The organism is Streptococcus equi subsp. zooepidemicus (assembly GCF_015689395.1).
Taxonomy (GTDB): domain Bacteria; phylum Bacillota; class Bacilli; order Lactobacillales; family Streptococcaceae; genus Streptococcus; species Streptococcus equi.
In genome coordinates this window covers 1,905,516-1,919,369 of sequence record NZ_CP065054.1, presented here as the reverse complement: position 1 = coordinate 1,919,369, position 13,854 = coordinate 1,905,516, and the positions used below count along the sequence as shown (strand labels likewise).

At 31.6% G+C, this 13,854-nt stretch carries 11 protein-coding genes; 8 read left to right on the top strand and 3 right to left on the bottom strand.

The window, feature by feature from the left end:
- Both I2432_RS09120 and I2432_RS09115 read right to left on the bottom strand, forming a co-directional pair.
- The gene (locus I2432_RS09120) at nt 1-423 is read right to left on the bottom strand and encodes a hypothetical protein (protein WP_015057292.1); all 423 of its coding nucleotides are present in this window, start codon (nt 421-423) and stop codon (nt 1-3) included.
- A gap of 281 nt (nt 424-704) precedes the next feature.
- Nucleotides 705-1,148: a hypothetical protein gene (locus tag I2432_RS09115; protein WP_015057293.1), complete on the bottom strand. Its 444-nt coding sequence runs from the start codon at nt 1,146-1,148 to the stop codon at nt 705-707.
- A gap of 151 nt (nt 1,149-1,299) precedes the next feature.
- On the opposite strand from I2432_RS09115, the gene I2432_RS09110 reads away from it, so the two are divergent.
- From I2432_RS09110 to I2432_RS09075, 8 genes are all read left to right on the top strand, one after another.
- Entirely contained in the window at nt 1,300-1,875 is a 576-nt protein-coding gene (locus I2432_RS09110; RefSeq protein ID WP_015057294.1) for a helix-turn-helix transcriptional regulator, read from the top strand.
- Nucleotides 1,876-2,226: 351 nt separating this feature from the next.
- A complete protein-coding gene (locus tag I2432_RS09105) occupies nt 2,227-2,382 on the top strand; it encodes a type A2 lanthipeptide (RefSeq protein ID WP_015057295.1) in 156 nt (51 codons plus the stop codon).
- 83 nt (nt 2,383-2,465) lie between these two features.
- A complete protein-coding gene (locus tag I2432_RS09100; protein WP_206158740.1) occupies nt 2,466-5,300 on the top strand; it encodes a type 2 lanthipeptide synthetase LanM family protein in 2,835 nt (944 codons plus the stop codon).
- Nucleotides 5,278-7,422 (top strand): peptidase domain-containing ABC transporter, encoded by a 2,145-nt coding sequence (locus I2432_RS09095; RefSeq protein WP_206158739.1) that lies wholly within the window; start codon nt 5,278-5,280, stop codon nt 7,420-7,422. The genes I2432_RS09100 and I2432_RS09095 overlap by 23 nt, the downstream gene beginning before the upstream one ends.
- Nucleotides 7,419-8,156, top strand: a complete 738-nt coding sequence (locus I2432_RS09090; RefSeq protein ID WP_015057298.1) for an ABC transporter ATP-binding protein — start codon at nt 7,419-7,421, stop codon at nt 8,154-8,156. Before I2432_RS09095 ends, I2432_RS09090 begins: the two co-directional genes overlap by 4 nt.
- Nucleotide 8,157: 1 nt before the next feature.
- Entirely contained in the window at nt 8,158-10,065 is a 1,908-nt protein-coding gene (locus tag I2432_RS09085) for an ABC transporter permease (RefSeq protein ID WP_152652335.1), read from the top strand.
- A 38-nt stretch (nt 10,066-10,103) separates the two neighbouring features.
- The gene (locus tag I2432_RS09080; RefSeq protein WP_206158738.1) at nt 10,104-11,666 is read left to right on the top strand and encodes a sensor histidine kinase; all 1,563 of its coding nucleotides are present in this window, start codon (nt 10,104-10,106) and stop codon (nt 11,664-11,666) included.
- Complete coding sequence (locus I2432_RS09075; RefSeq protein WP_015057302.1) at nt 11,647-12,252, top strand: response regulator; 606 nt, start codon at nt 11,647-11,649, stop codon at nt 12,250-12,252. Before I2432_RS09080 ends, I2432_RS09075 begins: the two co-directional genes overlap by 20 nt.
- A 210-nt stretch (nt 12,253-12,462) precedes the next feature.
- On the opposite strand, the gene I2432_RS09070 is transcribed toward I2432_RS09075, so the two are convergent.
- Nucleotides 12,463-13,719 (bottom strand): ISL3 family transposase, encoded by a 1,257-nt coding sequence (locus I2432_RS09070; RefSeq protein ID WP_206158737.1) that lies wholly within the window; start codon nt 13,717-13,719, stop codon nt 12,463-12,465.
- Between the last annotated feature and the right edge of the window lie 135 nt (nt 13,720-13,854).

The window sequence follows — 13,854 nt, the reverse complement described above, 5'->3', positions numbered from 1 at the left end:
TTAATCACCAATGATTTTAAGGTCGTTTGCCACTAGTTTTACTCCAGACCAGTTACTACGAGTCATGTTCCACATGAGACGGACTTGAGGATTGACGAGTTCAACGGTCTTATCAAGTAAACCGTCATTTTCTGCCAATTTCGTGATTTTGTCGAGGTTGTCATGAATTTCAAGCGTAATCGCTTTGAGTTCTTCAATGGCAATGTTCATTTCTTTTAACACTTTGATTTTATCCGCATCTTGAACGCTACAAACTAGTTTGGATGGTTCGTCTGTTCGGACTTGTTCGCCATTTACCTCTTGATACTTATAACTCATACGAGCAGAAAGCACCACCACTTTTTTAGGTAGCATGAATTGACTTTTATCAAGGTTCAATTCGCCAAGTTTAAGTGTTGTGTCAGTTAGTGTTAAGTTTGTCATAGTATTCTCCTTTGTATTTTCTAAAGTAGTTATCTTTTCTAAACGTACGCAGAATTAGCTTTGAACCTTACTCCCCAAGGGATTTCAGCGAAAACTTCAACTGATTGGCTTTAACCCCAGACGTATCAAGGGTTTAGCCCTACTTTCGTGTACGTTCGTACCCCCTATTAGTAATGGGGTACTAATTTAGGGGGAAGTTCGCCCGTCCAAGCACGGGCACGCCATTTATGGGCTACCGTGTTTCCACACATTCGCCCATGGCGTTGTGCTTCTAACCGTACTCACTTGCCAAATAATTTTCTCTTCTTTGGTTTCTCTAAATCTTCAATCTGTTTGCCTAACTGCTCTATACGAATAGCTAATAGCTGTTCCTGTTGTGTTAAGTCGGTTACTCTTTGACTTAATCCCGTTAGTTGAAACGTTAAGCGATTAATTTTTTGGTTAATAGATAAAGGGGAAGCCCTGCTCGGAGCATAAACTTTTAGGATTGCCTTATCTAGTCCAAGATTTCCTTTGGTATCTGCAATTTGTTGGAGCTTTTCAATATCATCAGCTGTAAAGAGGAAGACTTTGCTATAAGAACGTTTTCCTGTTCGTATCCTATCTTCTTGAAAGGTGTGTCCTGTTAACTGTTCAATCTTTAAACGCCATTTCTTTAAGGTTGAGACAGAGTTCAAACCAGAGACAAGCTCAATTATTTGAGTATAATCATAAAATTGTGTCATTTTTGTCTCCTCTCATTTACTTTTAAGGTAAAATATTGTATAATCAAGAGGTAAATAGTTATTTTACCTTGAATTATCTTTATTATACAAAATAAAAATTTACTTGTCAACAAAAAGTAAAAAAATATTTTACCTAGAAAGTGAGATACTAATGGCTCCTTTATATAATTATGCAACTATTTTACGAGCTGGAGAATTGGATATTAAGTCGGCTCGCTTAAAAGCAGGAATGACCCAAAAAGAATTAGGAAAAATTCTCGGTGTAACTAAACAGACAATTATTAACTACGAAAAAGGCACTACAGAACCAAGTTGGGAGCGCCTTGAAGATATAGCAAAAGCCTTGAAAATTGATGTTGATGATCTTTTTCCCTATAGTGAACTTGGGGAAAAGAAGGGAGATTTAAAATGGGCAGAGCATTTGGAACGTTTGGCAAATAACTTTCAGTATGCTCGTATGGCAGAAGAAGAATTGCTGTTACAAAGTCTTTTTGATTACTCAAAATTTCAACGAGAAGTGGAACAAAAAACTTATACGAAAGAGCAACTCAATCAAGCGTTGGAATTGGAAAGCAGCAATACCATGTCTGATGAGAATAAAATAGACCTCATCAAACTTAAATATGAAAAAGATATTCAGAAGAAAACCGACAATCTCATCTCGTTGTATAAAGACCAATCAGACAAGGAACTTGATGTAATTCGATTTGAAAATACAAAGCTATAAATAGTTATTTGAGTCTTAGCAATTTTTGCCAAGACTTTTTTGATTCCTTTTCAAACATATTTAACATTGGTTTTTGCGCTAAATACTCATTACATAATTAAGCAAATAAAGTAAACTATTTCCGATAAGGAATTAATTTTATAATGAGAAGTGATTGGATTATAAAATAGCTGTAAAGAACGAGATTTATTTTATTATATGAGAGGATTACTTGTTATAAAGTGACCTCTTATTTTACAACTCAAAAATATTAAAAAAACAATTTTTGCACTTTTTACTCATTAAAAATGAAGATATATTGGTTACAATAAGAGTGTAGAAATTATCTACTACATACTAATAGGAGGGAGAATGATTGCCATGAAAAACTCAAAAGATATTTTGAATAATGCTATCGAAGAAGTTTCTGAAAAAGAACTTATGGAAGTAGCTGGTGGTAAAAAAGGTTCAGGTTGGTTTGCAACTATCACTGATGACTGTCCGAACTCAGTATTTGTTTGTTGTTAATTAAAACAATCTGGATAAGCAGACTAAAAATTTCCTGTTTAGACTTAGTCTAGGCAGGATTTTTGAGCAATGGTAGGATAAATATGATAAAAAGAGATGAATTAAAGTTAGAATATCAGCAACATCAGTTTTACGAATACTTTAACTCAATTTTTGATTACGACATATTAGATACTTCTATTAGTGAAAATATTTATTTGTTAAGGGAAAAGACACATAAGTTATTTTATAGTGAGTTTGAAAATCAGTTATTTGAAACTGTAATGTTTCTTTCAATGAAAACACTAGTTCTAGATATAAATAATTTTTCCAAGGAAATTGAAAATAAGTCAAAGGCATATGAACAATATATACAGCAGATAAGGGGAGAAAATGGGATAAGTCATTTTTTTGACAGATATCCATATTTGCTAAAACAAATCAATAGAGAAGTTGGATTGGTAGTGGAATCGTACTCTTTGCTATTTGATAGGTTTTTAAAAGATTTGTCTGAAATAAGGTCGTGCTTTAATATTACTGAGCCCCTAAGTAATGTTGAATTTTCACTTGGAGACAGTCATTCCCAAAAACAAACAGTCGTTAAAATTGAATTTAAAGAAAAATCTGTTTACTACAAGCCTAAAAGTTATGATTCATACAATATCTTGTTAGAACTTATTCGTTTACTGAAATCTAATAATATACTCTCGTTCAGTCTTCCTGAAAGCTTAGTTAAAGCAGATTATTGTTGGCAACTTGGTGTGGATTATATAAATTCTAATAATGATGAAGTAGAGAAAATTTACTTTAAGTATGGTGTTTTAGCTGCATTTTCTGAAATTTTTTCCATTACGGACTTACATATGGAAAATGTGATTGTTTCAGGCGGAGATTTATATTTAATTGATGTTGAAACATTTTTTCAAAGAAAGTTGAATGTACAAAATAATAATTTTGAAGGGATTACTGTTGATACCTATCAGAGAATTTATGAGACATCACTTTCAAATGGTTTATTTCCCGTACAATTTGAGAAAAACAGCGCTCCTAACGTTTCTGGGATAAGTGGAAAAGGTGGGAAAAGAAAAAAGGGAAAGTATGAACTGATAAATAAAAATCGTGGAGATATGAAGTTAGTGAAAACTGACTATTTTCAGGAAGATAGTTATAATATTCCGACATTAAATGGGAAAGTGGTGGAACCTCTCGACTATGCTAATGAGATAATTACAGGTTTTAGAGAGTGCTATATATTTCTTATATCGCAACGTGCAAAGATTAAAGAGATTTTAGAAGGTTTCCCAGAATTGAAAACTAGAGCTATATTCAGAAATACTTCCGACTATGGAAAATTTTTGCAAGCCTCTACGAATCCAAAGTATCTTTTCTCAGAAAAAAAGAGAAATAATTTATTTTCGATACTATATGAGTCAAAACATATTGAACAATTTATTATTGATAGTGAAATTAAAGATTTGATGAATGGTGATATTCCTTACTTTTCAATGGATACCAGTGGAAATGTATATAATTCTTTAGGGACATTAATTGGAAATCTAGGAGATACAACCACGTTATTTGATAATATAGCGACATTGAACGATGAAAGAATGGAGTTCACTTGTGAATTGATTGAAATAGCCTTAAAAAAACCGATTAAGCATTGGGAGAGGGAGGATGGGAAATCTTATCATTTTCCATCAATATCCTCAGAACAAAGTTTTAGTGAGGAAATATTAGACAGTATTAGACGGATATTTATTGATGCAGATAAGAATAGTTTTTCTTCAGAGGAGGAGATGACATGGCTCAATATTGATATTACAGAGGCTGAGCAATGGGTAATATCTCCTCAGAACATTACCTTGTATAATGGATTAATTGGAGATGCTCTATGTTATTTATATGCTTATCAAATTTTTGGTGATGAGCAATATCTAGTATCATTAAATAGGATATTGAAAACACTGGAGACCACGAAGGACCTTATAGAAACTAGTGATATGTCAGTATTTTTGGGAAAAGGAGGTTTGGTTTATCTATACTTTAGTTTGTGGAAAAAACTTAAATTACCTCAATACCAAAAATTATATTTAGACATAATTAAAGAATTTTCCAACCAATCACTAGAGGAGCAAAATATAGATTATATTTCTGGATTGTCTGGTCTATTAGTTGTTTTATGCAATATATATAATGTGGAGCAAAATAAAACAGTATATTATTTAATTAATCGGATATCTGAATTTATTATTGATAATGTGAAAAAAGAAGATGATAAAGTTTATTGGGTATCGGACTTTTCAGATTCAGAAATTCTAAATGGACTGTCTCACGGGCAATCTGGAATTGCATATGCATTACTTTTATCATGGAAAATCAATAAAAATTATAATTATTTGAAAATAGCGAAGTCAGCTATTGATTTTGAAAATACTCGTATTTCCGATGGAAATTGGATTGATTTTAGAAATAAAGGAAAACGTTCAGAGTTAGGAATGCCAGAACCTATTTATTGGTGTCATGGTGCAACAGGTATCGGATTAACGAGATATAGAGAATCAAAATGGTTAAACGATAAAGAGTTGAAAAATAATTATGAAATGGCTAAACAAACGGTATTAAATAATGGTTATTTGAATTCGGATTGCCTTTGTCACGGGAAAATGGGCAATATAGAATTATTTATGAATTTAGATGGCTCCTCGAAAAATGATGTAAATATAGAAGGTATCATGCTTAATATTGTTCGTAATTCTCAAAAATTCGGTTGGGAATCTGGCTTGCCACAGCATACAAGAGTATTCAATATGATGGTTGGAGAATTAGGGATAGCATATCAGTTACTTAGATATATATCTAAGTATGAAGTACCATCATTATTGTTATTAGATGTTCCAAAAGGAAGTGTTGGAAATGAAGAAGATTACCCCTATTGAACAAACAACTCCTACTGAATGTGGATTATGTTGTTTGTATATGATGTTAGATTATTTTGATATTCCAGAAACATACTTTAAATTGAAACAACAGGTCAATTTAGGAAGAAATGGATTGAGTATAAAGAATATCTCAGATATTGCTTCTATCTACGGAGTTACTTGTAAAACTTATCGTTTTGCCCAGTGCCCAGAAACATTGCCTGTCATGGTATTTGTTTCAGATTCACACTTTGTAATTTTAGAGGATATTCGTGAGGATGTCTTTACTATTGTTGACCCTGCTGTTGGGAAATATGTCTTAGCTAAAAATGAATTCTTTGAATTATCTCCTAAATTTTATACTGAGTTTTTTTATGATAGGACGACTAATTCTTCAAAACAAATAGTCAAACGAGGATTAGTTGGCAAAAACGTAAAGAAAATGATATTTATAAATAGGAAGGATATTTTTTTAACTATTCTATATACTCTGATTTTTCAGATTATTACAGTGTCAATTCCGTTTTTTATAAGGGGTATTATTGATGGAGATTGGGGTTTCCTTAAAAAATTTAGCTATTTAGAAAGTGCAATCCTACTTTCTATAATAATTTTTTTTCAGGGAGGATTCTATTTTCTAAAGAATATCTCTTTAGTGAAATTGCAAAATAAATTTCACAGCGCTATTTCAGAAAAGTTTGTGACTAAGTTATTGAAACTTCCCATAGAATATATTGGAAAAATTGATAAAACAGATATCATTCATAGATATAATTGTTTGATGATTGTGAGGGAGTTACTGTCAGAAAGAATTATGTCTATCTGGTTGGATATTATCTTAATGTTTGCGAGTATTAGTTATATCACATATATTTCTAAACCTTTGGGAATTATATTGGGCATAGTTTTTATTGTGGAAATGATGATTTTTTTCCTTTCACTAAGCATTAAACAAGAAAAGTTAGGGAAAGAAGTTTTAAGACAAAAGAACTCTTTACAAACATTCTTTTCACTGATGGATGGGCTATTTCTTTTTAAAGCTAAGAATTCTGAAAAAGAACTTTTGTCAAAATGGGATAAAAGTTTTAAGGACTATATCAATTCAGCATATGACAGAAATAGGTACTTCAGTCTTTTAGGGGCGGTAAATTATGTGATTACTTTTTCCGTACCCATTTTGTTAATTTTGTTGTTTTTATATTACTCGCCAAATAGTAGCAGTGGTGAGCTTATTCTCCTTTATATGATGGTTTTGAATTTTATTAACCCCATTAATAATATTTTGAATTCGATTGATGAGATTCTATATGGTGTTAAGCATTACGAAAGGGTACTGGAGATATCGACTCTTGATGATGAGACAAATAGCACTTATAAATTATCAGAGGATACGGATATAGAAATAAATTTAAAAAATATAAACTATCGATATGAGTTAAATGGAGCAGAGGTACTGAATGGGATTAACCTAAAAGTTCACTCAGGAGAATTTATTGCAATTATAGGAAAAAGTGGAAGTGGGAAGACTACTCTAGCTAAGATGCTACTAGGATATGTCAGTCCTAGTAGTGGAAACATCATATACAATAATACTCCTTATTCCAAAATTGATAAAAAAGATTTTAGGGAGATATCGGCTTTTGTTTCTCAAGATTCTCCCATATTCGATGGGGATGTGATGTATAATATTTCGCTTGGTAAAGAATCTATTTCAGGAGAGCAGGTAATTGAAACTTGTAGAAGAGTATCAATATATGATGATATTATGAGTATGCCAATGAAGTTTCATACCCCACTTTTTCGAGACAATCCATCAATATCTGGTGGGCAAAAACAACGAATTTCTCTAGCAAGAGAGTTAGTAACTACCCCTAGAATCTTAGTTCTTGATGAACCTACATCAGCTTTAGATGTAAAAACTGAAAGAATAATCCAAAAAAATGTTGAGGCTTTACATTGTACTAGGGTTTTGGTTACCCATAGACTTAATACAGTTGAAAAAGCTGATAAGATTTTAATAATGGATAATGGGAAAATTATTGACTATGGTAGTCATCATTATTTATATAAAAATAATGAGTATTATCGTGATTTATATGACTCGTACATGAATAAATATCAGGAGGAAGTAATAGAATGAATCAATTAATATTAAAAGATGTTTGCAAAAGATATCCAAACCAACCGAATTATGCTTTAGACCATATCAATTTGACTGTGGGAAAAGGAGAATTTGTGGCTGTCATGGGACGTAGCGGTAGTGGTAAAACGACACTCTTAAATGTTACTTCGATTATTGATAAAATTGATAGTGGGAGTATTTATTGTGCAGATAAAGAAATTAGTGCATTTTCTAATAACGAGGCAACTAATTTTAGAAAAAACGATATTGGTTTTGTTTTTCAAGATTATATGCTGTTAGACAGTCTAACCATTAGGGAGAATATTTCTGTTGCTTTATCTTTAAAAAATATTGATTCATCAAAGATTGATGATTTGATAAATAACTATGCAAAAAGATTTAATTTATATGAGCAGTTGAATAAATATCCTTATCAACTTTCTGGAGGTCAGAGACAGAGGGTTAGTATTATCAGAGCAATCATTAAAGAACCAGAGATTATTTTTGCTGACGAACCAACTGGAGCACTTGACTTGAAATCTTCTGAAAGAACAATGAGGATTTTGAATGAAATCAATAAAACGGAAAAGGTAACTATTTTAATGGTTACTCATGACGTTTTATCAGCTTCTTATGCCGATAGAGTTGTACTCCTCAAAGATGGTAAACTTCACATGGAGATTGATAAAGAGGTTTGTGGAGAGTCGTTTTACGATGTAATTAGTCAAGCCTTATCCGATAGAGGTGAGTAATATGATTTGGTCAATTACAAAATCTAACATTAAAAAAAATTTTTCGTTATATCGTATCTATTTTCTAGCTACGATTGGTTTATTAAGTATTTTTATAGCTTTTCTAAATTTTATCTCAGATAAAATCATTGCGGAAAAAATTGGGGATAGTGGCCAAGCTCTAGTTATCGCTAACGGGTCATTAGTTTTTTTGACTGTATTTTTGGTGATATTTTTAATTTATTTCAATAATTTCTTTGTTAAAAAACGTAGTCAAGAACTTGGAGTCTTAGCAATACTAGGGTTTTCAAAAAGAGAATTAACAAAATTACTGACTTTAGAAAATCTTGTTATTCTAGTTTTGAGTTACTTGGTAAGTTTATTGCTGGGACCGACTTTATATTTTTTAGCTGTACTGGTAATTACTCATCTATTGAATTTAACAATGGAAGTTCAGTGGTTTATTACAGTTAATGAGATTATAGAGTCTTTAGGAATATTAGTTGTAGTTTTTCTGATTAATTTCATCACAAATGGACTTATCATTAGTAAACAGTCTTTGATTGAATTTGTTAATTTCTCAAGAAAGGCTGAGAAAAAAATCAGGATAAGAAAAGTCAGAGCTATTATCGCTATTACTGCATTGCTATTGTCATATGTTTTATGTTTGGCGACAGTATTTTCATCCACACGAAATATGCTATTAAGCATAGGGATGGGACCGATTTCTCTATTGATAATTATCTTAATTATTTTTGGAACAATTTTTACAGTCAGATATGGATTGACTTTTGTAATTTCTTTGTTAAAAGAAAATAAAAAAAGGTTATACCGTCCTCTATCTAATATCATCTATCCCAAATTTAACTATCGTATTGCGACAAAAAATAAATTATTAACAGTCTTGGGAGGCCTTTTAACATTAACCGTTTCAGTTACTGGAATTATGGTAATGCTCTATGCTTATTCTCTTAATGGAATAGAGAGATTGACTCCATCTGCTATAGAATATAATGTTGAGTCAGAAAATGGTCAAGTTAATGTTACAAATATTTTAGAGAACAACCAAGTGAGCCTAGTTGATGTTGACCTATTGAGATTGAACACTACCCCAGAAGTGACTATCACAGAATCTGGGCAAACAATTCCTTATTTTGATATAATTAATTACAGTGATTATAAAGAGTTAATGAAAGCTCAAGGGAGAACAAATTCTATTGAAGGTAGTGAGTCATTACCATTGTTAATAAATTATTATCCAACAGAAATTAGCCTCGGGAAAACCTTTAATTTGGAAAATGTATATGATGTTACTGTAAAACAAGTATCAACGAATAATGTTTTTAGTTTTTCTACAAGTGTCACGACTCTGGTTGTTTCTGATAAATTATATGCTGAACTTAGTTCTCGTTTTCCAGAGAAAGAAATGACAATTAGGACTTTTAATGGAAATTCTATTAGGTCAAACGAAACATTTTACAATCAGTTTAGTGCGGTTCCTGATGTTATCAGTAGTTATAGTAGGGAATACACAGTAAAGACTGCTAATATTGCGACTTATATCTTTATAACTTTCCTATCCATACTCTTTATTATTTGTACAGGTAGTATTCTATACTTTACAAGTCTCATAGAAATCATGGAAAATAAAGAAGAATATGGCTATCTAAGTAAGCTAGGTTATAGTAAAAAATTAATTAATCGGATTCTCGGATATGAAACAGGTATACTTTTTCTTATTCCTGTATTAATTGGAATTGTAAATGGTAGTATGTTGCTTAGTTTCTATAAATATTTATTTATGGATACGTTGGTAGCAGGCAATATCATAATGCTATCTTTATTGCTTTGTCTGTTTTTCTTCTTGATAATATATGGCACATTTTATTTATTGACATTGCGGTCAGTGAAGTCAATAATCAACAATTAATTCTAAAAACCTCTTAACTTTAATAATTAAGTAGTAATATGATAAGAATAAAAAAAATAACAAAGAGTAAATTTTTGGGGATTGCAATAATCTTGTTACAACAATTAATAGCCTTGTTGATTTTAGTCTATAATCGAGAGAACTTGTCTCTTCTTTTCTCTGAAAAAGTAGCTCTTGTAATGACTCTTATTGATACAGCTTTTATTTGGCTAGCAGCAGTATTACGCCAAAAACAAGATGATATTTTTAAAAGAATTATTTTTGTCATCTCTTTAACAATTTGGCAATACTTGGAATCTGTGCTATCAAGGGGAATTCCTCTCTTTTTGAGTAGTGGTCTGCAAATTATATTGCTCTATTGTTATACCGTTGAGATTACTGATTTAATATTATATGGGCAGAAACAATTTAAGGGTAAGCTAGATAAGTGCTTGTTAATAATTATTTTTGTTTCTACAATTAGCCTATTAGTTAATAGAATTTTATTTAATATTTTATTCTTGATTATTTTTACTATTTTACATCTTTATCCGTTATTGGTTATAGTGCTATATTATAGGTATTTTAGGCAACAAATATCAGTAGTAAAACGTTCATTGATACTGTTTTCTTTGCTTTTGCTGGTAATACTTGGTAGTCAATTTTATGGAGAAATGCTAGATGTTAATCAAGCCTTTAATAATTTGGGGTGGTATCTGTTTCCCCTTATTATGAGTACAATATACTATTTTAAGGTCATACATGATAAGTTTAGTTCAGTTACTCAAAGATGGTTAGGTAACTACAAAACTCGTATAGAACTATTATCTGTACTTCTTATTGTTTGTTGGGTTGTACTTATAAGGGTACTAGTTAAAGATTTTTTACTATTTTTTATAGTTGTTGACGCAAGTACGTTGTTTTGTTTAGTGGCAATTTCTTGTATATTTTATTATTTAGAAAACTCTAAACAAAATTTTGACTATAAAAATAGAAGGCTGAACTATTTTATGAAATCAAAAGAAAACATGAGAGTGGAGTTTTCAAATTATTTGCATGATGATGTCTTGCAAAATATCATAGCGATAAAAAACTTACTCTCGCTAGAAAATAGTGATATAACACAGGGTTTCATTGTTAATGAGTTAAATGATTTAGTTTCTGGTATCAGGGATGAAATTGATACTTACCACCCAATAGTTCCTGTTAATCGAACAATGAAAGAAAATATACAGTCTCTTTTTGACGATATTGTCAAAAGAAGGAAAAGTAATAAATTATTGTATTTCAACTGTTCGAATAGTGCAATAATCCCACCTCCATATGGAGATATTGTTTACAGGTTTATAAAAGAGTTAATTAATAATGCTATAAAATATGGAGTTAGTAAAGATATTCATTTATCTTTAAAGGTTCAATCTGATATTATTATCATTGAGGAGAGCAATCATATAGTGGAAAAAGTTAAATCTATAAATTATGGTAGAGGTTTGAAATCATTTCAAGAAACACTAGCAGCTTTTGATGGGGATATGGAGCTACAAATAGATAATAAACAATTTAATATCAGAATATTACTTCCCATAGATTGGAAACTGTGCTATGAAGATTTTATTAATTGATGACCATAAACTATTTGCAAAGAGTATCCAACTGTTATGTCAACAGTATGATGAAGTAGATGTCATAGATACGATTACTTCTAATTTTAACGATGTGACGATTGATTTGTCTAAGTACAATATTATATTACTTGATATTAATTTAACAAATATTTCTAAAGAGAATGGATTGGAGATAGCAGAGGAACTCATACAGTCTACTCCTAATTTGAAAGTTGTTATGCTGACAGGATATGTTAAATCAATCTATGAAGAGAGAGCAAAAACAATAGGCGCATATGGTTTTGTAGATAAAAATATAGACCCTAAACAACTCATTTCTATCTTAAAAAAAGTGGATTCTGGGAAAAAGTATTTTGAACAAATTGAGTCTCAGGATTATGTTGAATCTTTAACTGAACGAGAAATAGCTATCTTAAATTTGAGTAAGAAAGGTCTCTCTATAAAAGAGATAGAGGAAACATTACAAATTAGTAGGAGAACGGTATTTAATCATTTGAACCACATCTATTCAAAGCTCTTGGTAAATAATAAGCAAGAGGCTATCTACAAAGCTGAGCAATTAGGGTATTTTATGGATTTCTGAGTTGTAGGCAAACAACTTAATTAAGCTCTATCTCCACATTTGTTAGGGGTTCTGTGAAATAAAAAGTAAGTAATTCTTTATAAAAAAGTAGCCGTGATAAATAACGATATTAAACCAATGATTATTTTTTTAATATGCAATAAAAAGCCCCTGATAGGGCTTTTTAGCTGGATATTTGGCTCCATGTCAACTGTAGTGGGTGACTGATAACTAAGCACGAGAGGAGACGAAGGTTGTCTTCTCTTTTGTGATGTTCAAAGCGAGGAAGATGCGTTTTTTAAAGTTGTCAAAGTTCCGAAATCCGAACGCATTGCGCTTGATATCTTTGATAAGTTTGTTAGTGGCTTCTAACTTAGCGTTAGAATAAGGCAGTTCAATGGCATTGGTGATGTAGTCTTGGTAGCGACTAAAGGTATTTAGAGCTGTTTTAAAAGTCTGATTAAGATGTGGTAGTGTGTCATGAATTAAACCAAAGAAATGCTTGGCATTCTTTTCTTGCAGGTGAAAAAGGAGCAGCTGGTACAGGTCATAATAAGATTTTAACTCAGGCACTAGTGAGAAGATCTTATTGAGACATTCTCTAGGAGTTAAGGTTTGTCTGAAGGTGCGAGAATAGAAAGGCTTAAGAGACCGTTTTCTGCTATCCTTTTGAATAAGCTTCCAGTAGTACTTAAGAGCTCTATATTTAAGAGACTTCTTGTCAAATGGTTTCATGATGTCACTACGTGTTTGCTTGAGAGCTCTATTGATGTGCTGGACAATGTGAAAACGATCGAGAACGATTTTAGCCTTAGGAAATAGAATTTTAATGAGAGGAATATAACTTCCAGACATATCGACAGTAACGACTTTCACCTTGTTTCTAGCCTCTTTAGAGTACTTAAAGAAATGATTTCGGATGGTTGTTTGACGTCTATTATCAAGAATGGTAATGATTTTCTTAGTGTTAAAATCCTGAGCAATGAAGGCTAATTTGCCTTTCTGATAAGAGAACTCATCCCAAGAGAGAACTTCTGGCAAATTGGCGTAATCCTCTCGGAAATGATACTGCTTAAGCTTGCGATAGACGGTAGAAGTGGAGATAGCGAGCTTAGAAGCGATATGGGTGAGAGCCTCTCTGTTGAGTAAAAGCTGAGCGATTTTCTGTCTCACCATCTCAGAAATTTGGCAATTTTTCTTAACCAGGGTAGTTTCAGATACAGTGACTTTTCGACAGGATTTGCATTGAAACCTTCTTTTTTTCAAACGAATGAGACTAGGAAAGCCTCCAATTTCGATAAAGGGAATTTTAGAGGGCTTCTGGAAGTCATACTTAATTTGTTTACCCCTACAGTGCTTACATTTAGGAGGGTTATAGTCTAGTGTAGCGATAACTTTGATATGAGTATCATGTTGGATAGCTTTAGTCAAGGTGATATGTTTGTCTTTGATTCCGATAAGTAATGTGGTATTATTGAGGTGTTCCATAAGATACTTTCTAATGAGTTGTTTAGTCGCTTTTCATTATAAGTCTTATGGGACTTTTTGGTACTCAAAAAGCCCTATAATCTCCACAGTGGAGTTACCCACTACAGAAATTATAGAGCCTTTAAACTATAAAAA

Coding starts and splice junctions, on each gene's coding strand:
- I2432_RS09120 (WP_015057292.1), bottom strand. CDS start 423: ATGACAAACTTAACACTAACTGACACAACACTTAAACTTGGCGAATTG.
- I2432_RS09115 (WP_015057293.1), bottom strand. CDS start 1,148: ATGACACAATTTTATGATTATACTCAAATAATTGAGCTTGTCTCTGGT.
- I2432_RS09110 (WP_015057294.1), top strand. CDS start 1,300: ATGGCTCCTTTATATAATTATGCAACTATTTTACGAGCTGGAGAATTG.
- I2432_RS09105 (WP_015057295.1), top strand. CDS start 2,227: ATGATTGCCATGAAAAACTCAAAAGATATTTTGAATAATGCTATCGAA.
- I2432_RS09100 (WP_206158740.1), top strand. CDS start 2,466: ATGATAAAAAGAGATGAATTAAAGTTAGAATATCAGCAACATCAGTTT.
- I2432_RS09095 (WP_206158739.1), top strand. CDS start 5,278: ATGAAGAAGATTACCCCTATTGAACAAACAACTCCTACTGAATGTGGA.
- I2432_RS09090 (WP_015057298.1), top strand. CDS start 7,419: ATGAATCAATTAATATTAAAAGATGTTTGCAAAAGATATCCAAACCAA.
- I2432_RS09085 (WP_152652335.1), top strand. CDS start 8,158: ATGATTTGGTCAATTACAAAATCTAACATTAAAAAAAATTTTTCGTTA.
- I2432_RS09080 (WP_206158738.1), top strand. CDS start 10,104: ATGATAAGAATAAAAAAAATAACAAAGAGTAAATTTTTGGGGATTGCA.
- I2432_RS09075 (WP_015057302.1), top strand. CDS start 11,647: ATGAAGATTTTATTAATTGATGACCATAAACTATTTGCAAAGAGTATC.
- I2432_RS09070 (WP_206158737.1), bottom strand. CDS start 13,719: ATGGAACACCTCAATAATACCACATTACTTATCGGAATCAAAGACAAA.